The sequence below is a fragment of the Massilia sp. UBA6681 genome, assembly GCF_002454935.1.
Taxonomy (GTDB): Bacteria; Pseudomonadota; Gammaproteobacteria; order Burkholderiales; family Burkholderiaceae_D; genus Telluria; species Telluria varians.
This window is the reverse complement of the sequence record NZ_DKJX01000120.1, coordinates 116291-135685: the sequence shown is the minus strand read 5'-3', so window position 1 is coordinate 135685 and position 19395 is coordinate 116291. Positions and strand designations below refer to the sequence as shown.

Genomic DNA, 19395 nt, shown 5'->3' with positions numbered 1-19395 from the left:
CTCAGGACTGGCGCTCGGAATGGCCGCTCAGTCCCTGCTCGACGGCGAACACCGCAGCCTGGACCCGGCTGGACAGGCCCAGTTTCTTGAGGATGTTCTGGACGTGGATCTTGACCGTGCTTTCGGCCAGGTCGAGCACGCGGGCAATCAGCTTGTTGCTTTCGCCGCGCGCCAGGCAGGCAAGAATTTCGCGTTCGCGCGGCGTGAGCTTGTCGAGTTCGGACGGCGGGGCCGGGGCCCTGGGTTCGCGCTGCTTCTGCAGCTGCGCCATCAGCTTGCCGGTCATGGATTCGGCCAGCACCGATTCGCCGGCGGCGGCGCGTTCGATCGCGCGCACCAGGTAGTCGGCGTCGATGTTCTTGATCAGGTAGCCGCGCGCCCCGCCCTGGAGCGCGGTCGCGAGGTCTTCCGCCTCCTCGGAGACGGTCAGCATGATCACGACGGCCTCGGGCCAGCCCTGCAGGATCAACTGCAGCGTTTCGACCCCGGACATGCCCGGCATGTGCAGGTCGAGCAGGATCACGTCGGGCTTGAACTGCATCGCCCGCTTGACCCCGTCGATGCCGTCGGATGCCTCGCCGACCACGGCAAAACGCGGGTTGCGCTGGAGTAAAGAACGCACCCCGCTGCGGAACAGGGGATGGTCGTCGACCAGCAGGACTTGAATTGGCTCGCTTGATTCGGCCATGCAATTACTCCAATTTTAGTCAGGCAAGCCGGCGCTGCGCACTAGGCACATGCAGGCTGACAGTTGTGCCGGCGCCGGGCCTGGATTCGATGGCCAGGTCGGCGTGGATGTGCCGGGCCCGCTCGTGCATGATGTGCAGGCCCACGTGCTCGCCGGCTGCGTCGGATGCGACGGATGAGTCGAATCCGACGCCATTATCGCTGATCGAGAGCGAAAAGTCTTGGCCGTCCCGGACACGGACCAGCACGTTGTCGGCGCGGGCATGCTTGCGGATGTTCGACAGGGCTTCCTGCACAATGAACAGGATCTGCAACTGCTCCTCGCGCGCGAACGGCGGGCCGCCGCTGCCCTCGGCGACGAAGCTGGCCTCGTGCCCGGTCTGGTCGCGGAATTTTCGCACCGCCTTGCGCAAGGCGCCATTCAAGTCTTCTTCTTCCAGGCGGCTGCGGAAGTTCTGCAGCAGTTCGCGCACATCCTCGTAGCTTTCCTTGACGCCGGCACGCAGCGCCGGCACGATCTCGGCGGCCTCCTGCTGCTGGCCGTTGCGCAGCGACGCCTCCAGCATCTGCACCTGCAGGTTCAGGAAATTCAAGCCCTGGGCGATGCTGTCGTGCAGGCCACGGGCCACCATGTTGCGTTCTTCCGAAATCGCCATCTCGCGTTCGCGGGCGGCCAGGCGGATGTTCTCGATCGCCGTGCCCAGCAGCCGTCCCAGGGTGTCGAGCAGGGCGGTGCCGTGTGCGTCGAAGTGTCGTTCGCTGCGGAAATGCAGGCTGAACACGCCGAGGTGCTGGTCTTGCGCGAAGATCTGGAACACCGACACGGTGACGAAGCCTTCCGCCGCGCACTGGGAGACGGCCGGCGCGGTGGGCAGCGGCGGCAGGCTCCCCAGCCAGTGCACCACCGCTTCCTTGCGTTGCGCGGCCTCCCCGCACAGGCAGTCGCCGACCGGCATGCAGCGCTCGGCCTCGGCCATCGCTTCGGACAAGCCTTGCTGGACTACCAGGTGCACCTTGTCGCTGCCGCTGTCGACCAGCCGCACGGAGCCGGCGTCCGCCCCGAAATAGCGAACGATCCGCTCCAGGAAACCTTCGCACATCGGTTCCAGCGGCTGGCGCCGCTGCAGGAAGGCGGCGCTGTCGTAGAGCAGCGCCAGTTCGCGGTTCTGTTCTTCCAGCGCGGCGGTCTTGTCGCGGACCTTGCGTTCCAGCTCGCCGTAGAACTGCTGCAGGCGGTCGGCCATCTGGTTGAAGCCGGCCGCCAGTTGACCGAACTCGTCCTTGCCGTCGACGTCCAGGCGCACGCCGAACTCGGTATCGGCCATGCTGCGCAGGCCGGCGTGCAGGCGTTCGACGGGGGCCACGATCAGGCTGAACATCATGTAGACCAGCACCACCGTGCCGCCCACCGCCAGCGCCATCAAGGCCAGCTGCGAGGAGCGCAGCCAGAACGTGCGCACCTCGTTATCGCGTTCGATCAGTTGCACGACTTCGTCGATCCCGGCGACGTAGGCATCGGTCCCGGCCAGGAAACGGCGCAGCACCGTGAGCCGGTCGGCGCCCTGCGCGGCAAGCACCTGCTGCGCCAGCGGGCGCATGTCGCGGTGCCAGCGCTGCGCCAGCAGGTCGAAACTGGTGCGCACGGCCGTCGTCGGGGGCAGCCCGAGCGGGCGCTGCGGGTCGCCGCGCGCGATCAGTACCAGGGTGGAATCGATCAATGCGATCTGGCGGCGTGCGGCCTGGTCGAAGCCGGCACCCGGGGTATGGACCTCGCGCCCGAGCAACATCGCCAGGCGGTATTCGTGCCTGCGCAGGCTACCGGTCTCGTTGATCGCCGCACCGGCGCCTTCCAGTTGCCAGGACAGCCACAGGGTTGCGCCGATCGCCGCCAGGGCCAGCAGCAGGAAGCCCACCAGCGCGCCGGCGATGCGGGTCGACAGGCGCAGCCGGACAGGAATCGGCGGATAGTCGCGCATGCCGGAGCTCGTCGGTGCGCTCATGCCGCGGCGGCGAGCGGCTCGACCAGATTCAGGAACTCTTGCTTGCGCGGGGAATAGGCCTGCAGAGAACCGGTCGCGATGTCGAAATACCAGCCGTGCAGGGCGAGCTTGCCGGCTTCCACGCGGCGCTTGATCCAGGGATAGGTCATGAGGTTATCCAGCGAGTGCAGGATGCTGGCCAGTTCGGCCGCGCGGCAGCGGCTGTCCTCGTGTTTGTGCGACAGTTCACGCAGGACTTCCTGGCGTACCGGTTCGGCGATGCGCATCCAGCGCGCCACGAAATCGGTCTCCTCGGTGACCCTGGCCTGCGACATCAGGGCGCGGATGCCGCCGCAGCGGGCATGGCCGAGCACGATGATGCGCGAGACCTCGAGGCCGCAAACGGCGAACTCGATGGCGGAACTGACGCCGGGCGGCGCGTCGGGCGTGCAGGGCGGCACCAGGTTGGCGATATTGCGCACAACAAACATGTCGCCCGGATCGCTGCCGGTCAACAGCGCCGGGTCGACCCGCGAGTCGCAGCAGCCGATCACCAGCGTGCCCGGATGCTGCCCGCTGCGCAGGCTGTCCAGGGCAGTCGGCTCGCTCAGGTACTGTTGCTGGAAGCGGCCGAAGCCGCGGATGAATTTCTCGATGTCCTGCATGTCAGCCTCCGGTCTGGGCCATGAAGCGGATGATCTTCTCGGGCCGCTCGGTGAATTCGTGTTTCTGGGGCTTGAGTTCGATGGCCGTGCGGATCGCCGCCTCGAGTTCGGCGTCACTGGCGCCGCCGCGCAGCAGCGGGCGGAACTCGAACTTCTGTTCCTGGCCCAGGCACAGGTACAGTGTGCCGTCCACGGCCAGCCTGACCCGGTTGCAGGTCGCGCAGAAGTGCTGCGACATCGGCGTGATGAACCCGATGCTGGTACGGCCATCGCGGGTGGCGAGGTAGCGCGCCGGCCCGCCGCCCAGTTCGACGGCTTGGGGCACCAGATCGTAGCGCTCCTGCAGGCGGGCGCGGATCGGCTGCAGGTCGAGATAGGACGTGTTGCGGCCGGTAGCGCCCATCGGCATCACCTCGATCAGGCGCAGCACGAAGCCGTGTTCGATGCAGAATTCCGCCATGCGATCGATTTCGCCTTCGTTCACGCCACGCATGGCCACCATGTTGATCTTGATCGGCTCGAACCCCGCTTCCTTGCCGGCCATGATGCCGTCCATGATCTGGGCATGGCTGTCGCGTCCGGTGATCGCCCGCATGCAGGCGCGGTCGAGCGTATCGAGGCTGACGTTAATGCGGGTGACGCCGGCCGCGCGCAAGTCGCCTGCATGGCGTCGCAACTGGGTGGCGTTGGTCGACATCGACAGGTCGTCGATGCCGTCGATGGCGGAGATGCGCGCGGCCAGCGCGCTGACGTGACGGCGCAGCAAGGGTTCGCCGCCGGTGAGACGCACGCGCCGCGTGCCGAGGCGGGCAAACGCGCCCAGCAGGCGCTCGATCTCGTCGAAGCCGAGCCAGTCGGCGGGTTCTTCGAAGCCCTTGAATCCGGTCGGGATGCAATAGGTGCAACGCAGGTCGCAGCGATCCGTCACCGACAGGCGCAGGTACTCGATCGTCCGACCAAATCGGTCTTGCAACATGCAATGCTCCAGTCATCATGAATGTCCTCATTGTATGGGGCTCGGGCGGGCGCGACAGTCGGCATGACGGAGGAAGGGAAGTAGTCACTTTGGCCTATTCGCAGACCAGGATGGGGCCGATACACTGCTGATGTTACGCATGGGCAATATATCTTGCCTGGTCCCGGCGCCCCTCCTGAGGCGCCCCAATGACAGAACACTTCATTATCGTGAAATTCTCCAACCTGAAAATCGCCACCCGCCTTGGCGCTGGCTTCGGCCTGGTCCTGCTGCTGCTCGTGCTGGTGCTGGCGACCGGCATGCAAGGCTTCCGTGCGATCGGCCATTCCACCGCCACCCTCATCGACCAGGACCTGGTGAAGGCCGATGCCGCCACGACGATCGATACCATGACCCGCGCCAACGCGCGCCGTACGCTCGAACTGTTCCTGGTGCCGGGCGCGAACGAGCGCGCCCAAATCCGCGACCGGATCGCCGCCAACAAGGACGACATCACGCAGGCCCTCCAGACCCTGGAGCGCCTGATCACGAGCGAATCCGGCAAGACGCTGCTGGCCAGCGTGGTCGAGCGGCGGGTCGCCTACGTTGCATCGTTTTCCTCGGTGAGCGCGCTGATCGAATCCGGCCAGCGCGAGCAGGCCCAGCAACTGGTCATGCGCGAGACCATGCCGAGGCTGGACGCGCTGCAGGAAAGCGTCCAGGCGCTGACCGCCCACCAGAAGCGCCGCGCCGGGGACAGTGGCAAGGCCGTGGCCGCCATGATTTCCTCCAGCGCCACCCAGATGCTGGTGCTGGGACTGCTGGCGCTCGGCGCCGGCGCCGCGTTCGCGATCTGGCTGGCACGCTCCATCGTGCGGCCGCTGCGCAGGGCGGTGCAGGTAGCGCAGGCAGTGGCCGGCGGCGACCTGAGCAGCCGGATCGAGATCACCTCCTGCGACGAGCTGGGCGAACTGCTGCAGGCGCTCGAGATCATGAATGACAATCTCGGCCACATGGTGAACGAAGTGCGTCAGGGCACGGACACGATCGCCACTGCCTCGAGCCAGATCGCCAGCGGGAACCTTGACCTTGCCGCGCGGACCGAAATGCAGGCCAGTGCGCTGCAACAGACCGCCTCGTCGATGGAAGAACTGACCGGGACCGTGCAGCAGAACGCCTCGAATGCCCGCCAGGCCAGCGCGCTGGCGAATTCGACCTCGCTGATCACGGCCGAGGGCAGCGAGGCGGTGGCGTCTGTCGGCGCGACCATGTCGTCGATCAGCGAGAGCGCGCGGCGCATCGAAGACATCACGGGGATCATCGACGCGATCGCGTTCCAGACCAATATCCTGGCTCTGAATGCGGCAGTCGAGGCGGCGCGGGCCGGCGAGCAGGGCAGGGGCTTTGCGGTAGTGGCCTCCGAGGTGCGCAATCTGGCGCATCGCTCCGCAGCCGCAGCGAAAGAGATCAAGGTCCTGATCGGCGATTCCGTCGACAAGATTTCGGACGGAACGCGCCTGACCAGCGAGGCGGCCGATACCATGCGCCAGGTCCTGGGCAGTGTCCAGCGCGTGACCGACCTGATGGCGGACATCAGCGCCGCCAGCGACGAACAGCGCAGCGGCATCGAACAGGTCAACCAGGCCGTGACTCAGATGGACGCGGTGACGCAACAGAATGCCGCGCTGGTCGAGCAGGCCGCCGCAGCCGCACAGTCGATGCAGGACCAGGCCGGCGCCCTGACCCGCACGGTCCACATGTTCAGGCTTGCCGAGCCCGCGGCGGACGGCCAGCCGGCCGCCGCTGCGCGCAGGCCGGCCGGCGTGCGCGAGCGGCTTGCTGCCGGCGGTTCCCGGCTCCTCCAGCTGGGCAACAGCAAGGACGAGGAGCTGGCATGGACGCGCTCCTGAACCCGGCCGGCGTGGCAAGCGCACAGCCCGACGCGGGCGCCCAGTCGGCCCTGTGGCGCAACAACGTACGCTTCGCGGGCGCGGGCGACAGGACCATCGTCTTCGCCCACGGCTTCGGCTGCGACCAGGCGGTCTGGCGCTGGGTCGCGCCCGCCTTCGAGTCGGATCACCTGACGGTGTGCTTCGATCACGTCGGCGCGGGCGGATCCGATCCGGCTTCCTACTGCCCCGAGAAATATGCCTCGCTGGACGGCTACGTCCAGGACCTGATCGAGATCTGCGAGGAGGCGCAACTGCGCGACATCGTCTACGTGGGCCACTCGGTCAGCGCAATGATCGGGATCCTGGCGGCGATCCGCGCGCCGGCGATGTTCGACCGGCTGGTGCTGATCGGGCCGTCGCCGCGCTACCTCAACGACGCAGGCTATGTGGGCGGCTTCGAGCGCAGCGACATGGACGAGCTGCTCGGCGCCCTCGAGGACAACTTCGTCACCTGGTCGGCCAGCATGGCACCGGTGATCATGAACAACCCCGCGCGCCCCGAATTGGGACGGGCGCTGGCCAATACTTTCTGCCGCCTGCATCCCACGGTGGCGAAGCAGTTCGCGCGCGTGACTTTCCTGAGCGATTGCCGCGATGCCTTGCCGCTCGTGCGCACGCCATCTCTGATCCTGCAATGCAGCAACGACGCCATCGCACCGCTCGAGGTGGGGCGCTACCTGCACCAGAGAATCAGCGGCAGCGCGCTCAGGATCATGGCCGCGACCGGACATTGCCCGCACATGAGCGCACCCGAGGAAACCATTGCGGCCATCCGCGCCTTTCTATGACCGGGGCGGCCGATGCGTGACGAGATGACGGTATCCGGCGGCGGCGACCAAGGGACGCCGGCGGACGGTTTCGCCCTGAATTCCTTGTGCGGCATGGTGGCCGTGGGCCTGGACGGGAACATCAGCCATAGCAATGAGGTGTTCCTGGCATGGACGGGATATGACCGCGACGACGTGATCGGCAAGCGTGGCTTGGAGGATTTCCTGTCGCCCGGCGAGCGGGTGTTTTTCCAGGGCCAATGCCAGCCCATGCTGCAGCTCGGCGGCGCCGTCTGTGAACTAGCGTTGCGCTTGGTGGCGCGCGATGGCACGCGCTTCCCGGTGCTGGTCAACGCTGCCCAGCGCCGGAATGCGCAAGGCAAGGTGGTGGGCGCCGATTTCACCGTGTTCAATGCGAGCGAACGCCGGCGCTACGAGGACGAACTGCGCATGGCGCGCCAGCGCGCCGAGGAATCCGATGCGCGCCAGCGCGAGCTGAACCAGCGCCTGATGCAGAGCCATGCCGCCCTGCACGCGCAGACCGAACGCCTGCGGCTGATTCTTGGCGCGATCGGCGACGGCGTCGTCGCGGTCGACGGCGCGGGAACGGTGAGCTACATGAATCCGGCCGCTGCTGCGCTGTGCGCCTGCGACCGCGATGCCGCGCTCGGCATGCCGCTCAGCCGGGTATTCTCGCCGGTAGAGGAACAGGACGGCCAGCCGTTCCACTTGCATGCACTGTCTCCCGACGCGACACCGGCCGAACCGGCGCGCAGATGGGTGCTGTGCAAGGACAGGGACCGGATTCCGGTCACGCTCTCGGTCGCGCCAATGCGCGACGAGGCCGGCGGGATGCTCGGCCACCTGATCGTGTTCCGCGATGTCTCCGCCAGCCAGGAGTTCGAGTCGCGCCTGCATTACCTGGCGACCCACGACGCATTGACCCAACTCATCAACAGGCACGAATTCGAACGGCGTTTGAGCGCCATCCTGCAGTCGGATTCCCCTGCCGGCCACACGCTCATGTACCTGGACCTCGACCAGTTCAAGATCGTCAACGATACTTGCGGTCACGCTGCGGGCGACGAACTGATGCGCCAGCTTGCGCACGTCATGCGCAGGACGCTGCGCAAGGAAGACACCCTGGCCAGGCTCGGCGGCGACGAGTTCGGGGTGCTCCTGCACCGCAGCGAAGCACACGAGGCCCTCGCCGTTGCCGAGCGCCTGCGCCAGGCGCTCAGGGCCTTCGACTTCGTCTGGGGCGGCAAGGTGTTCCCGATCGGCGTCAGCATTGGACTGCTTGCCTTGCTGCCCGGCGAGATGCTGTTGTGCGATGCCATGCGGATTGCCGATTCGGCCTGTTACGTCGCCAAGGAGAAAGGCCGCAACCGCGTGCACGTCTCGACCCGCGACGACCTCGAGGTCGAGCGCCACAAGGGCGAGGTCGGCTGGATCAGCCGCCTGCATGCGGCATTGAAGGACGAACGCTTCGTCCTGTTCGGGCAGCAGATCCGCGCGCTGCAGGCCGAATCCGGCGCGGCCGGGCACGTCGAGGTCTTGATCCGGATGACGGAGGCCGACGGAACGCTGGTATCGCCAATGGCCTTCATTCCGTCCGCGGAGCGCTACGGCATCATGCCGCAGATCGATCGCTGGGTCATCGGCAGCCTGTTGCGGCGCTTTCATGAACTACACCCGGACTGCGCCGGCGCCCCAGTGTATGCGGTCAACTTGTCGGGCACCACGCTGTGCGACGAGGGCTTCCTGCCGTTCGTGAGGGAGGAGCTGGCGCGCTGGCGGGTCGATCCGGCGCGGATCTGCTTCGAGGTCACCGAAACGGCGGCCATCGCCAACCTGAAGCAGGCAACCCATCTCATTACCGAACTCAAAGCCCTGGGCTGCCGCTTTTCGCTGGACGATTTCGGCAGCGGCATGTCCTCGTTCGGCTACCTCAAACATTTGGCGGTCGACTTCATCAAGATCGACGGCCGCTTCGTCAAGGACCTGCTTGCCGACCGCGTGAACTACACGATGGTGGAGGCGATCCACCGGGTCGGCCACGTCATGGGGCTGCGCACCATCGCCGAATTCGTCGAGAACGCCCAGGTGCTCGAGGCGCTGCGCGGTATCGGTGTCGATTTCGCCCAGGGCTACGAGGTGCACAGGCCGGCGCCCCTGTTTTCCGATCGCGCCGGCGCCGGGTAGCAGCGCGGGCAGGGCTCAGCCGAGCAGTTCGGCGAAGGGCAGGTAGGCAAGCGTGTCGCCGGGTGCGATGCGCTGGCCGGGCGGGCACAGGGCCAGTCCGCTGCCCTGGACCGCAGAGCGCATGAGCGCCGATCCCTGACCGCCGGACAGCACGAGATTGCCGGCCTGGTTGACCCGCACCCGCAGGAATTCGAGCCGCTCGTCGGGACGCTCGACGCTGAACTCGGCCCGCATCGACAGCGGCTGGGGCAGCACGGCGCGCATTCCCTGGAGACGCAGCAGGAAAGGGCGGACGAACAGCAGGAAGCTGACGAAGCAGGCCACCGGATTGCCCGGCAGGCCGATGAAGTGGGTGGCGCCGCCGGGCCGGCGCAGCGTGCCGAAGGCGAGCGGCTTGCCCGGCTTCATGGCGATCTTCCACAGGTCGAGGCTGCCTTCGGCGGCGACCGCCGGCTTCACGTGATCGGCATCGCCTACCGAGGCCCCGCCGCAGCTCAGCACCAGGTCATGGCCGGCGGCCGCATCGCGCAGCACGCTACGGGTGGCATCGAGACGGTCGGGCACGATGCCGAAGTCGTCGATTTCGCAACCGAGTGCGCACAGCATCGATCCGAGGGCGTAGCGGTTGGCGTTGTAGATCTGGCCGGGTCCCAGCGCTGCGCCGGGCATCACCAGTTCGTCGCCGGTGAACAGCATGGCCACGCGCAGCCGGCGTGTCACCGGGAGACAGGCCAGCCCGTTCGATGCCGCGTAGGCCAGTTCGGGCGCGCGCAGGCGGGTGCCGGCCTCCAGCAGCGGGGTGCCGGCGCGGATGTCCTCGCCGATCCGGCGGATGTGCTCGCCGGGCACGGGCTGCCGCTCGATGACGACGCTGCGGCCGTCTTCGGCGCCGCGGCAGTATTCCTGCATGACGACGGCGTCGGCGCCGGCGGGAATGCCGGCGCCGGTGAAGATGCGGGCCGCGCTGCCGGGAGCCAGCGGCGCGGGGGCGTGTCCGGCCGCGATGCGCTGGCTGACCGGCAGCACGGCGCCGGCGCCGCATTCGGCGCTGCGTACGGCATAACCGTCCATGGCGGCGTTGTCGGCGCGCGGGACGTCGATGCCGGCATATTGTGTCGCCGCCAGCACGCGGCCGGCCGCGGCCAGGGTGCCGATGGACTCGGTGTCGGTGACCGGATGGGCCCGGGCCAGGAGGAGGTCTTGTGCTTCCTGCACGCTCAGCATATGGGTACTCGTATGACGGTTGATCGAGAAACGCGCGTCGCCATCCCGCTGGGAAGGCCCCTGTATTGTCGAGCGGAAAGGGTGGGCCGGCAATACGCCGGAATGACGATGGCCGCCACGCCGGCTGCTCCAGCGCATGGGTCTGTCGGTACGACGGACTAGCTGCCGTACGCACAAAGAACTACAGCATTTGCGCGGGCAGAAGTCTATGATCTGAACCGTTCTTATCGAGACATCACGACACGTCCAGCCAGGCCGCCAACCACCATGCCACCACGACATCGCATCGAACCGCGCCAGTTCCTGAAACGCCTGCCCCTGTTTGCCGACCTGTCGGCCGAGCAGCTGGACGCCGTCGCTGCGGCCACCAGCGAGGTGCACGCCGCGCGCGGCCACGTCATCTTCAAGCGCGGCGATCCGTGCAACGGTTTTCACACGATCATCTATGGCAACGTCAAGCTGTGCTTCCTGTCGTCCCAGGGGGACGAGAAGGTGGTCGAACTGCTTGGCCCCAACCAGAGCTTCGGCGAGGCGCTGATGTTCATGGATCGCCCCTACATCGTCCAGGCGGAAGCCTTGGCCGACTGCATGCTGCTGCACGTGCGCAAGCAGGCGATCTACGAAGAGATCGAGCGCAACCCGGCTTTTTCACGGCGCATGCTGTCGGGCATGAGCCGCCGCCTGCACGGGCTGATCTCGGATGTCGAATCCTATTCCCTGCGTTCGGGCAGCCAGCGCGTGGTCGGCTATCTGCTCAAGGACGACCCGGTGCCGGGGCAGGAAGTCACTTTTTTGGTAAGCAAGAAGATGATCGCTTCGCGCCTGAACCTCTCGCCCGAGTATTTCTCGCGCGTGCTGCACGACATGGCCGACCACGGCATGCTCGCCATCGACGGGCGCAGCATCACGATCCTCGACACCGAGCGGCTGCGCGCCTACGAAGGCTGAGCGGCCCGGCATCCATCCAACACGGGAGCAACACCATGACATTGCTGCGTATCGAAGACCCGGCCGGCGCCCGCGCGAGCGGTCCCTTGCAGGATCACCCCTTCCTGGCCCTGGGCTTCCGTCCGTTCTACCTGCTGGGAGCCGCCTTCGCTGGCGTCGCCGTTCCCGCCTGGACCGCCGCGTCCCTGGGCTGGATCGCCTCTTCGCGCCTGAATCTCCTGTGGCACATGCATGAAATGCTGTTCGGCTTCGTGATTGCAATCGTGGTCGGCTTCCTGTACACGGCGGGCCGCAACTGGACCGGACTGTGGACGCCGCGCGGCAGGCATCTCGGCGCCCTGGTCGCCCTGTGGGTGGCCGGCCGCGTCGGCATGCTGGCGCTGACCCCGGCGCTGGCGGCGGCGGTCGACCTGGCTTTCCTGCCGCTGGCAACGATTCCCCTGTACCGGGTGATCCGGCGCGCCGGCAATACGCGCAACCTGGTCATGGTGGTCCTGCTGGCAGTGCTGGCCCTGGCCAATGCCGCCTTCCATGCCAGTGCACTGGGCTTGCTGGCCTTGTCGCCGATGCAGCCGCTGTATGCGGCCATCGTTGCCATCATCGTGATCGAATCGGTGCTGGGCGGACGGGTGATTCCGAACTTCACTGCCAATGCCGTGCGCGGCGTGCGCACCACCAGCGATCCCCGCCTGGAGAAGGCCAGCCTGGCCCTGACCGCGGCGACCGGCCTGGCCTGGGCCGTGCTGCCGCTGTCGCTGCCGCTCGGCGTGCTGGCGCTGGCGACGGCGCTGGTGCAGGCGGTGCGGATGGCCGGCTGGAAGCCCCTGTGCACGCTGCGCAATCCGCTGCTGTGGATCCTGCATCTGTCGTATGCATGGATTCCGGCCGGCTTCGCGGTGCTCGCGCTGGCCTGCTTCGGCATGGCGCCGCACAGTGCCGCCGTGCATCTGCTGGCGGTGGGGGCGATGGGCGGCCTGATCATCGGCATGATCACCCGCACCACGCTCGGCCATACCGGGCGCATGCTCAAGGCGGGGAGGGCGGAGACCGCAATGTACCTGCTGCTGCAGGCCGGCGTGCTGGCGCGCCTGGCGGCGGCCCTCGGCGGCGGCGGCGTGCGCGAATGGGGCCTGGTGCTGGCCGCGGCGTGCTGGAGCCTGGCGTTTGCCCTGTTCTGCGCCGTCTATGGGCCTTACCTTGCGCGGCCGCGCATCGACGGGCGCGAGGGCTGAGCGCCCTGCGTGTACGCACTGCCGCGCGCGGCGCGGCCTATCACCTTTTCTTGTCTCATGAATTCACATTCCCACACCCTGGCTCCGACCGTCCTGAACGCCGACCTGGTGGCGCGCATGAGCCGCCAGGGGCCGCGCTACACATCCTACCCGACCGCCGACCGTTTCGTTCCGGATTTCGGCAGCCAGGGCTACCAGGCCGCTGTCGAGCGGCGCCGCGCCGCGCCCGCCCGGCCTGCACTGTCCCTGTATGTCCACATTCCGTTCTGCCGCTCGCTGTGCTATTACTGCGCCTGCAACAAGATCATTACGAATGACCGCGACAAGGCCGCCGAATACCTCGCTTACCTGATGCGCGAGATCGACATGCAGGCCGCCCTGTATGGCGGCATGAACCGGGTCGAGCAGCTGCATTTCGGCGGCGGCACCCCTACCTACCTGAGCGGCGCGCAGATGGACACCCTGACGCGCCACCTGCGCGAGCGTTTCGACTTCGCTCCCGACGGCGAGGGTGAGTACGGGATCGAAATCGATCCGCGCACGGTCGATGCGGCCCGCATCGCCGAACTTCGCACCCAGGGCTTCAACCGCATCAGCCTCGGCGTGCAGGACTTCGATCCGGACGTGCAGCGGGCGGTCAACCGCATCCAGCCGGAGGCGCTGACGCTCGACGCCATCACGGCGGCGCGCGCCCACGGATTCCGCTCGGTCAGCATCGACCTGATCTACGGCCTGCCGAAGCAGAGCGTGGGCTCGATGCAGCGCACGCTGGACAAGGTGGTGGCCGCCTCGCCCGACCGCATTTCGGTCTATAACTATGCGCACATGCCTGACCTGTTCAAGTCGCAGCGCCTGATCCGCGAGGAAGACATGCCCTCGGCCCAGACCAGGCTCGACCTGCTCGGCCTGTGCATCGGCCACCTCACGACGCATGGCTACGTGTACATCGGCATGGACCATTTCGCCAAACCGGACGATGAACTGGCGCTGGCCCAGCGGGCCGGCAAGCTGCACCGCAACTTCCAGGGCTACTCGACGCATGCCGAGGCCGACATGCTGTCCTGCGGCGTCTCGGCGATCAGCGCGGTCGCCAATGTCTACAGCCAGAACGAGAAGTCTCTGGGCAGGTACTACGCGGCGCTCGATCGCGGCGAGCTGCCGGTGGCGCGCGGCATCGAACTGCGTCCCGACGACCTGGTGCGGCGCGACCTGATCCAGCGCCTGATGTGCGACTTCGATCTCGACATCCATGCGCTGGAAGACCGCCATGGAATCCTTTTCGACGTCTATTTCGCGCGCGAGCAGACCCAGATCGAGACGCTCGAGAAGGATGGACTGGTGACCCGCGCCCCGGGGCGCCTGCAGGTGACCGACGAGGGACGCTTTCTAATCCGGAATGTCTGCATGGTCTTCGACCGCTACCTCGGCACCGGCAGCGCGCAGCCCCTCCAGCGCATGCCCTATTCGCGCACGATCTGACATCGGCAATCCCGCCTGCAGGCGATGGCGGGGTTTTCTTGATCTGGACTATCCAAAAGATGTAAATAGTTTGCATCATTTGATGCCGAGACCTACGATGCCGGACAGAACAACGCAACAGTGTTCTGTTCACTCTCACAAGGACAATCATGCAAGCCACAAAAAAACTCTGGACATGGCTGGCCGTCATCTGTGTGATCTCGTTTTCCGTACTCGGCTGGGTCGGCAGGGAGATCTACCTGGAGGCGCCGCCGATACCGCTCACCGTGACCGATGCGAAAGGCCAGGTGCTGTACCAAGGACCGCAGATCCAGCACGGCCAGCAGGCCTGGCTGGCCGCCGGCGGGCAACAACTGGGCAGCGTCTGGGGCCACGGCAGCTACCTGGCCCCGGACTGGTCGGCCGACTGGCTGCACCGCGAGGCGCTGGCGCTGCAGGACCTGCTGGCGCTGCGCGACTTCGGGCGTGCCTACGGCGATCTCGACGCTGGCCGGAGGGGCCAGGTCGATGCCGGGGTCCGCGAGGAGCTGCGCCGGAATACCTATGATGCACACACCGGCGTGCTGGCGCTGTCCGACCTGCGCGCACAAGCCGTGCGGCAGGTGGCGCGCCATTATGCCGGCCTGTTCGGCAGCGACAGCCGTTTCGACGCACTGCGCGAGCAATATGCGATGAAGACCGGCTCGCTTCCCGTCGAAGCCGACCGTGCCGCGCTGACCGGCTTCTTCTTCTGGTCGTCCTGGGCGGCCGCGACCGACCGCCCGGGCCAGCCAGGCCTGAGCTATACCAGCAACTGGCCGCACGAGCCGCTGGTCGGCAATACGCCGACCGCCGGCGCCGGTATCTGGTCGATCGCCAGCGTGATCCTGATGATCGCTGCGATTGCCGGGATGGTGTTCGTCCACGGCAGGCACAAGGACGAGGACGATCCGGCGGCACCGGAGAGCGACCCGCTGGCGAAGCTAGGCATCACGCCCTCGATGCGCGCCACCCGCAAGTATTTCTTCGTGGTGGTCGGGCTGATCCTGGCGCAGGTCGGCATGGGCGTCATCACCGCACACTATGCGGTCGAGGGCACCAGCTTCTTCGGCCTGCCGATCGGCGACATCCTGCCGTTCACCGTCAGCCGCACCATCCACACCCAGTTCGCCGTGCTGTGGATCGCTACCGCATGGCTGGCGACCGGCCTGTACATCGCGCCGGCCATCTCCGGACACGAGCCGAAGCACCAGAAACTGGGCGTCAACCTGCTGTTCTATGCGCTGCTGTTCATCGTGGTCGGCTCGACCGTCACCGGCTGGCTCGGCACCCTGCGCGCCGCCGGCACCGACTTCTCGTTCTGGATCGGCAACCAGGGCCTGGAATTCACCAGCATGGGCCGGGTATGGCAGGTGCTGCTGTTCATCGGCCTGCTGTTCTGGGCCTTCCTGCTCGGCCGCGGACTGTGGCCGGCGCTGCGCAAGCCATCCGAAAGCCGCGGCCTGGTCGCCATGGTGTTCCTGGCGGCGCTGTGCATCGGCGGTTTCTACGCCACCTCGCTGACCTGGGGCCGCAGCACGCATTATTCGATGGTCGAATACTGGCGCTGGTGGCTGGTCCACCTGTGGGTCGAAGGCTTCTTCGAAGTGTTCGCGACGGCCGTGATTGCGCTGCTGTTCACCCGCCTGGGCCTGATCCGCGCCGCTTCCGCCAACAGCGCGATCGTGCTCGAGACCATCGTGTTCCTGTTCGGCGGCATCCTCGGCACGCTGCACCACCTGTACTTCACCGGTACCCCGACCTCGGTGATCGCGCTCGGTTCGATGTTCTCGGCGCTCGAAGTGGTGCCGCTGTCGCTGATCGGGATCGAGGCGTATCGCAACTACCAGCGCACCCGGGCGGCGCCGTGGGTACGCAACTACAAGTGGGCGATCCTGTGCTTCATCGCGGTCGGCTTCTGGAACACCGTCGGCGCCGGCCTGCTGGGCTTCTCGATCAACACCCCGATCGCACTGTATTACATGCAGGGCCTGAACATGACCGCAGCGCATGGTCACGCCGCGCTGTTCGGCGTCTACGGCATGCTCGGCATCGGCCTGATGCTGTTCTGCCTGCGCGGACTGAGCGCAGGCATCGGCTGGTCCGATTCGCTGCTGCGGCCGACCTTCTGGCTGCTCAACATCGGCCTGGCGATGATGGTCTTCATGTCGCTGGTCCCGGCCGGCATCTACCAGGCGCATGCCAGCATCACCAAGGGCATGTGGTACGCCCGTTCGGCCGAGGTCGTTCATTCGGCCTTCATGGAGAACATGGTGTGGCTGCGGGTGCCGGGCGACATCGTGTTCGCCGTCGGGATCCTGTTCCTCAGCCTGTTCGCCCTGCGCCTGATGCGCGGCAGGCGTGAGCCGCAGGCCGGCGCTGGCACCGTCGCGGCGCGCGCCTGAAGCAGCGAATCCGCCCGCTCCGGCGGCCGCTCGCATCTACAACAGATTCACGAAAGGAGTAGCACATGCCACACGATTGTTCCGCCCCCATGAGCCCGGGCCGCACCTATGTGTTCGATGCCAGGGGCGTCGACCGCCGCTTTCGTCATGCCGCCATCTTCGGCGCCTTGCATACGCTGTTGCCAGGCGAATCGATGAGGTTCTGCAACGATCACGATCCGATTCCGCTGCTGAACGAAATCGACGACGTCTTCGGCGAACGGGTCAACGTCGTCTACCATCGGCGCAGCGTCGGCGACGTCGTCATCGATTTCAGATTGCGCTCCTGAGGAGACGCCATGCGGCTGACCGAGTTTACCGACCACGCCTTGCGCCTCCTGATGTACCTGGGCAGCTGCCACGGCCGCATGGCAACCATCGACGAGGTCGCCCTCGAGTACGGCATCTCGCGCAACCATCTTGCCAAGGTCGTCAACGAACTGGCGGCCGACGGCGTGATCGTGGCGGTCCGCGGGCGCTGCGGCGGCATCCGGCTCGACCGCGATCCGCGTGAGCTTCGCATGGGCGACATCGTGCGCCGCACAGAACCGAATTTTCACATGGCGCAGTGCTTCGGCGGCGACGCTGGCGCGTGTCCGTTCGGCGCCGCCTGCCGCCTGCGCCAATCGCTGGCCAGGGCGACCGAGGCTTACCTTGCCGAGCTGAACCGGCTCAGCCTCGCCGACCTGCTGGCCACGGCAGGCGCGGCCGAGCCGATCACCGCGCTTGCCGTTTCCCCCTTCGAATCAAAGGAGTTTCTCTCATGAGCGCAGCGACTGCCGCCGCGGCTTTTCTCGATGTGTCCGGCCTGCTTCCACCCGAGCCGATGGAACGGATTCTGGAAGCGCTGGCGACGCTGCCGCCTGACATGGCCCTGCAGGTCCTGATCGACCGCGAACCTTTTCCCTTGTACCGGGTGCTCGAGCGCCATGCTTATCGCCACCGGCTGACCCCGCGCGACGACGGCAGGTTCGACCTGGCCATCCAGAAAAGATCATGCAACGAACACTGAGCTATGGCGCGATGCCGCCAATCTGGGTGCCCTTGCCCTTCCTGCTCACCGCTCCCTGCTTTGTATTCGCCGCAGCGCTCCTGCTGATGTGGCATGGCGAGGCGGCGCTGAGCTCGCGCTGGACGCCGGTCACGCTCGCTATGACGCACCTGCTGAGCCTTGGCTTCCTCACGATGACCATCGTCGGTGCGCTGTTTCAGATCCTGCCGGTCGTCGCCGGGACAGCGGTCAAGCTGGCCGGCCCGGTGGCGCTGCTCTCCTGGAGTGGCCTGGCGGGGGGCACCGTCATCCTGGCCGGCGCCCTTGGCCTCGGTCTGGGCCCCGGGTTCTATGTGACGGCCGCCAGCCTGCTCGGCCTTGCCGGACTGGTCGTCCTGAGCGCAGTAGGAGCGGCGATCTCGCGCCGGATCGTGCCGGCCGCCCGGCCCCTGGTGGCAGGCGTGCGTCTGGCGATCTCGGGGCTGGCCGTGACGATGGGCCTGGGCGGGGCGCTGGCCATGTACCTGGCCGGTCTCGGCATGCTGGATGTGCTGCTGTTCGTCGACGTGCACGCGTCCTGGGGACTGGTCGGCTGGATCGTGGCCTTGACCGCGGCGGTCTCGTTCCAGGTGATTCCCATGTTCCAGGGCACGCCAGCCTACCCGCGCTTGCTGGAGGAGGGCATGCCGGTGCTGCTGTTCGCGCTGCTGCTCGCCTGGAGCGGCGCGGCGCTGCTGAAGCTGCCCGGCCTGCAACTGGCGGCAGAAATCGGGGTGGGAGCGCTGATGCTGACGTACGTCGCGACCACCTTCCAGTTCTTCCGCCGGCGCAAGCGCAAGGCCGATGTCGGCACCTTCTACTGGAGCCTGGCCATGGCTTGCCTGGCGCTGGCGATCCTCGTGCATTTCCTGCCGCTCGCGCCCGACCGGCGCGCCCTGCTGACCGGCGTGCTGGTCATTGCCGGCTTCGGCATGTCGGCGGTAAACGGCATGCTCTACAAGATCGTCCCCTTCCTGGTCTGGTATCACCTGCAGTGCGACGTCCGCGCAGGCGGCGCCCGCGTGCCCGGCGTGAAGTCGATCGTGGACGAAGCGCGCGCCCTGCGCCAGTGGCGCTGGCATGTGGTCGCGCTATGCCTGCTGCTCGGTTCGCCGTTGGCGCCCTCCGTGCTCGCCAGGCCGGCCGGGCTGTTCATGACGCTGGCCATGTTGCTGCTGATTCGCGACCTGGGCGGCGCGTTACGGCTCTTTCTGCGTTTGCGCCACGCCTGAGCTGCGCGCATCGACCCTGTTCCTACCCCTTTTCAATTCACGCATGCATTCATTTGACGACACCGATCCGTACATGAGGTTTTCCGACATGTTTGCGCAGATCCGCTTGCAACGGGTCAAGGCGCTGGGCACCGAACTGGCGTTCGATGCAGTCAGTCTTTGCGAGCTGCTGGATCTGGCGCCGATCCACGCTCCAGTGCGCCTTGGCAAGGGACTCGTCATGTCTTACGAAGGACAGATTATTCCGCTTGTCGACTTCCGTTCTTCTTCGGGCAAGGAAAAGCCGATGACGGGGAGCCGCCTGATGGTCGCGAACGTCCAGCACTGCAGGTTCGCCCTGCTGGTCGACCGTATCCGCGAACCGGTCAATGTCGACTACGCCGCGATTCGCATCCCGGACCAGGCGCTGGTCGAACGTTGTCCTAATCTCGTCGGATCCGTAGGGTGCGATGGGGACGAGGTCCACCTGATCGATCTGGAACGCTTGCTGGGGCCGGCAATCAGAACCCATCTGCACGGTGAGGACTGATGGCCGGTCGGGCTGCCCGCGAAGCCCGTCACCGGCGCCGCAGACACGG

17 protein-coding genes are annotated in these 19395 nt (G+C 66.7%); 12 read left to right on the top strand and 5 right to left on the bottom strand.

Features of this window, described 5'->3' with window-relative positions; genetic code table 11:
• Window position 1: 1 nt before the first annotated feature.
• The 4 genes from B2R83_RS22430 to moaA are packed head-to-tail and all read right to left on the bottom strand — an operon-like array spanning window position 2 to window position 4307.
• The gene (locus tag B2R83_RS22430; RefSeq protein ID WP_027863678.1) at window positions 2–688 is read right to left on the bottom strand and encodes a response regulator; all 687 of its coding nucleotides are present in this window, start codon (window positions 686–688) and stop codon (window positions 2–4) included.
• A gap of 19 nt (window positions 689–707) precedes the next feature.
• Window positions 708–2687: a type IV pili methyl-accepting chemotaxis transducer N-terminal domain-containing protein gene (locus B2R83_RS22425; RefSeq protein WP_292045159.1), complete on the bottom strand. Its 1980-nt coding sequence runs from the start codon at window positions 2685–2687 to the stop codon at window positions 708–710.
• Window positions 2684–3331, bottom strand: coding sequence for a carbonic anhydrase (locus B2R83_RS22420; protein ID WP_027863676.1), 648 nt, complete (start codon window positions 3329–3331; stop codon window positions 2684–2686). The genes B2R83_RS22425 and B2R83_RS22420 overlap by 4 nt, the downstream gene beginning before the upstream one ends.
• A 1-nt stretch (window position 3332) precedes the next feature.
• Window positions 3333–4307, bottom strand: coding sequence for a GTP 3',8-cyclase MoaA (gene moaA, locus B2R83_RS22415; protein ID WP_036207493.1), 975 nt, complete (start codon window positions 4305–4307; stop codon window positions 3333–3335).
• 188 nt (window positions 4308–4495) lie between these two features.
• Here moaA and B2R83_RS22410 point away from each other — a divergent pair, with 188 nt between their 5' ends.
• From B2R83_RS22410 to B2R83_RS22400, 3 genes are read left to right on the top strand one after another with little or no spacing between them, the layout of a single operon-like run.
• Window positions 4496–6196 (top strand): methyl-accepting chemotaxis protein, encoded by a 1701-nt coding sequence (locus B2R83_RS22410; protein ID WP_292045154.1) that lies wholly within the window; start codon window positions 4496–4498, stop codon window positions 6194–6196.
• On the top strand, window positions 6181–7026 hold the full coding sequence (locus B2R83_RS22405) for an alpha/beta fold hydrolase (protein ID WP_051996140.1): 846 nt from the start codon (window positions 6181–6183) through the stop codon (window positions 7024–7026). Before B2R83_RS22410 ends, B2R83_RS22405 begins: the two co-directional genes overlap by 16 nt.
• 12 nt (window positions 7027–7038) lie before the next feature.
• Window positions 7039–9210 (top strand): EAL domain-containing protein, encoded by a 2172-nt coding sequence (locus B2R83_RS22400; RefSeq protein WP_081925781.1) that lies wholly within the window; start codon window positions 7039–7041, stop codon window positions 9208–9210.
• Window positions 9211–9225: 15 nt separating this feature from the next.
• Here B2R83_RS22400 and glp read toward each other — a convergent pair whose 3' ends face one another.
• Complete coding sequence (gene glp / locus B2R83_RS22395) at window positions 9226–10434, bottom strand: gephyrin-like molybdotransferase Glp (protein WP_292045150.1); 1209 nt, start codon at window positions 10432–10434, stop codon at window positions 9226–9228.
• 267 nt (window positions 10435–10701) lie between these two features.
• Between glp and B2R83_RS22390 the strand changes: the two genes are divergently transcribed.
• The 9 genes from B2R83_RS22390 (at window position 10702) to B2R83_RS22350 (ending at window position 19346) form a co-directional block, all read left to right on the top strand.
• Entirely contained in the window at window positions 10702–11382 is a 681-nt protein-coding gene (locus B2R83_RS22390; protein ID WP_027863672.1) for a Crp/Fnr family transcriptional regulator, read from the top strand.
• Window positions 11383–11417: 35 nt separating this feature from the next.
• On the top strand, window positions 11418–12614 hold the full coding sequence (locus B2R83_RS22385) for an NnrS family protein (protein WP_292045145.1): 1197 nt from the start codon (window positions 11418–11420) through the stop codon (window positions 12612–12614).
• Window positions 12615–12671: 57 nt separating this feature from the next.
• Window positions 12672–14093 (top strand): oxygen-independent coproporphyrinogen III oxidase, encoded by a 1422-nt coding sequence (gene hemN, locus B2R83_RS22380; RefSeq protein ID WP_292045143.1) that lies wholly within the window; start codon window positions 12672–12674, stop codon window positions 14091–14093.
• Window positions 14094–14242: 149 nt separating this feature from the next.
• Window positions 14243–16516 carry a nitric-oxide reductase large subunit gene (locus B2R83_RS22375; RefSeq protein ID WP_027863669.1) on the top strand — a complete coding sequence of 758 codons (2274 nt, stop codon included), beginning with the start codon at window positions 14243–14245 and terminating at the stop codon, window positions 16514–16516.
• A 65-nt stretch (window positions 16517–16581) separates the two neighbouring features.
• Window positions 16582–16845 carry a DUF2249 domain-containing protein gene (locus B2R83_RS22370; RefSeq protein WP_027863668.1) on the top strand — a complete coding sequence of 88 codons (264 nt, stop codon included), beginning with the start codon at window positions 16582–16584 and terminating at the stop codon, window positions 16843–16845.
• A 9-nt stretch (window positions 16846–16854) separates the two neighbouring features.
• Complete coding sequence (locus B2R83_RS22365; RefSeq protein ID WP_209586142.1) at window positions 16855–17322, top strand: Rrf2 family transcriptional regulator; 468 nt, start codon at window positions 16855–16857, stop codon at window positions 17320–17322.
• Window positions 17319–17567 carry a DUF2249 domain-containing protein gene (locus B2R83_RS22360; RefSeq protein WP_027863666.1) on the top strand — a complete coding sequence of 83 codons (249 nt, stop codon included), beginning with the start codon at window positions 17319–17321 and terminating at the stop codon, window positions 17565–17567. The genes B2R83_RS22365 and B2R83_RS22360 overlap by 4 nt, the downstream gene beginning before the upstream one ends.
• On the top strand, window positions 17552–18817 hold the full coding sequence (locus B2R83_RS22355) for a hypothetical protein (RefSeq protein ID WP_027863665.1): 1266 nt from the start codon (window positions 17552–17554) through the stop codon (window positions 18815–18817). The genes B2R83_RS22360 and B2R83_RS22355 overlap by 16 nt, the downstream gene beginning before the upstream one ends.
• A gap of 43 nt (window positions 18818–18860) precedes the next feature.
• A complete protein-coding gene (locus B2R83_RS22350) occupies window positions 18861–19346 on the top strand; it encodes a chemotaxis protein CheW (RefSeq protein ID WP_292045137.1) in 486 nt (161 codons plus the stop codon).
• Window positions 19347–19395 lie beyond the last annotated feature (49 nt).

Excerpts from the sequence above, each read along its gene's own strand:
- B2R83_RS22400 (WP_081925781.1), top strand. The coding sequence starts at position 7,039 with ATGCGTGACGAGATGACGGTATCCGGCGGCGGCGACCAAGGGACGCCG.
- B2R83_RS22425 (WP_292045159.1), bottom strand. The coding sequence starts at position 2,687 with ATGAGCGCACCGACGAGCTCCGGCATGCGCGACTATCCGCCGATTCCT.
- B2R83_RS22350 (WP_292045137.1), top strand. The coding sequence starts at position 18,861 with ATGCATTCATTTGACGACACCGATCCGTACATGAGGTTTTCCGACATG.
- B2R83_RS22370 (WP_027863668.1), top strand. The coding sequence starts at position 16,582 with ATGCCACACGATTGTTCCGCCCCCATGAGCCCGGGCCGCACCTATGTG.
- B2R83_RS22410 (WP_292045154.1), top strand. The coding sequence starts at position 4,496 with ATGACAGAACACTTCATTATCGTGAAATTCTCCAACCTGAAAATCGCC.
- B2R83_RS22405 (WP_051996140.1), top strand. The coding sequence starts at position 6,181 with ATGGACGCGCTCCTGAACCCGGCCGGCGTGGCAAGCGCACAGCCCGAC.
- B2R83_RS22365 (WP_209586142.1), top strand. The coding sequence starts at position 16,855 with ATGCGGCTGACCGAGTTTACCGACCACGCCTTGCGCCTCCTGATGTAC.
- B2R83_RS22375 (WP_027863669.1), top strand. The coding sequence starts at position 14,243 with ATGCAAGCCACAAAAAAACTCTGGACATGGCTGGCCGTCATCTGTGTG.
- B2R83_RS22430 (WP_027863678.1), bottom strand. The coding sequence starts at position 688 with ATGGCCGAATCAAGCGAGCCAATTCAAGTCCTGCTGGTCGACGACCAT.
- B2R83_RS22355 (WP_027863665.1), top strand. The coding sequence starts at position 17,552 with ATGCAACGAACACTGAGCTATGGCGCGATGCCGCCAATCTGGGTGCCC.
- hemN (WP_292045143.1), top strand. The coding sequence starts at position 12,672 with ATGAATTCACATTCCCACACCCTGGCTCCGACCGTCCTGAACGCCGAC.
- B2R83_RS22420 (WP_027863676.1), bottom strand. The coding sequence starts at position 3,331 with ATGCAGGACATCGAGAAATTCATCCGCGGCTTCGGCCGCTTCCAGCAA.
- B2R83_RS22360 (WP_027863666.1), top strand. The coding sequence starts at position 17,319 with ATGAGCGCAGCGACTGCCGCCGCGGCTTTTCTCGATGTGTCCGGCCTG.
- B2R83_RS22390 (WP_027863672.1), top strand. The coding sequence starts at position 10,702 with ATGCCACCACGACATCGCATCGAACCGCGCCAGTTCCTGAAACGCCTG.
- moaA (WP_036207493.1), bottom strand. The coding sequence starts at position 4,307 with ATGTTGCAAGACCGATTTGGTCGGACGATCGAGTACCTGCGCCTGTCG.
- glp (WP_292045150.1), bottom strand. The coding sequence starts at position 10,434 with ATGCTGAGCGTGCAGGAAGCACAAGACCTCCTCCTGGCCCGGGCCCAT.
- B2R83_RS22385 (WP_292045145.1), top strand. The coding sequence starts at position 11,418 with ATGACATTGCTGCGTATCGAAGACCCGGCCGGCGCCCGCGCGAGCGGT.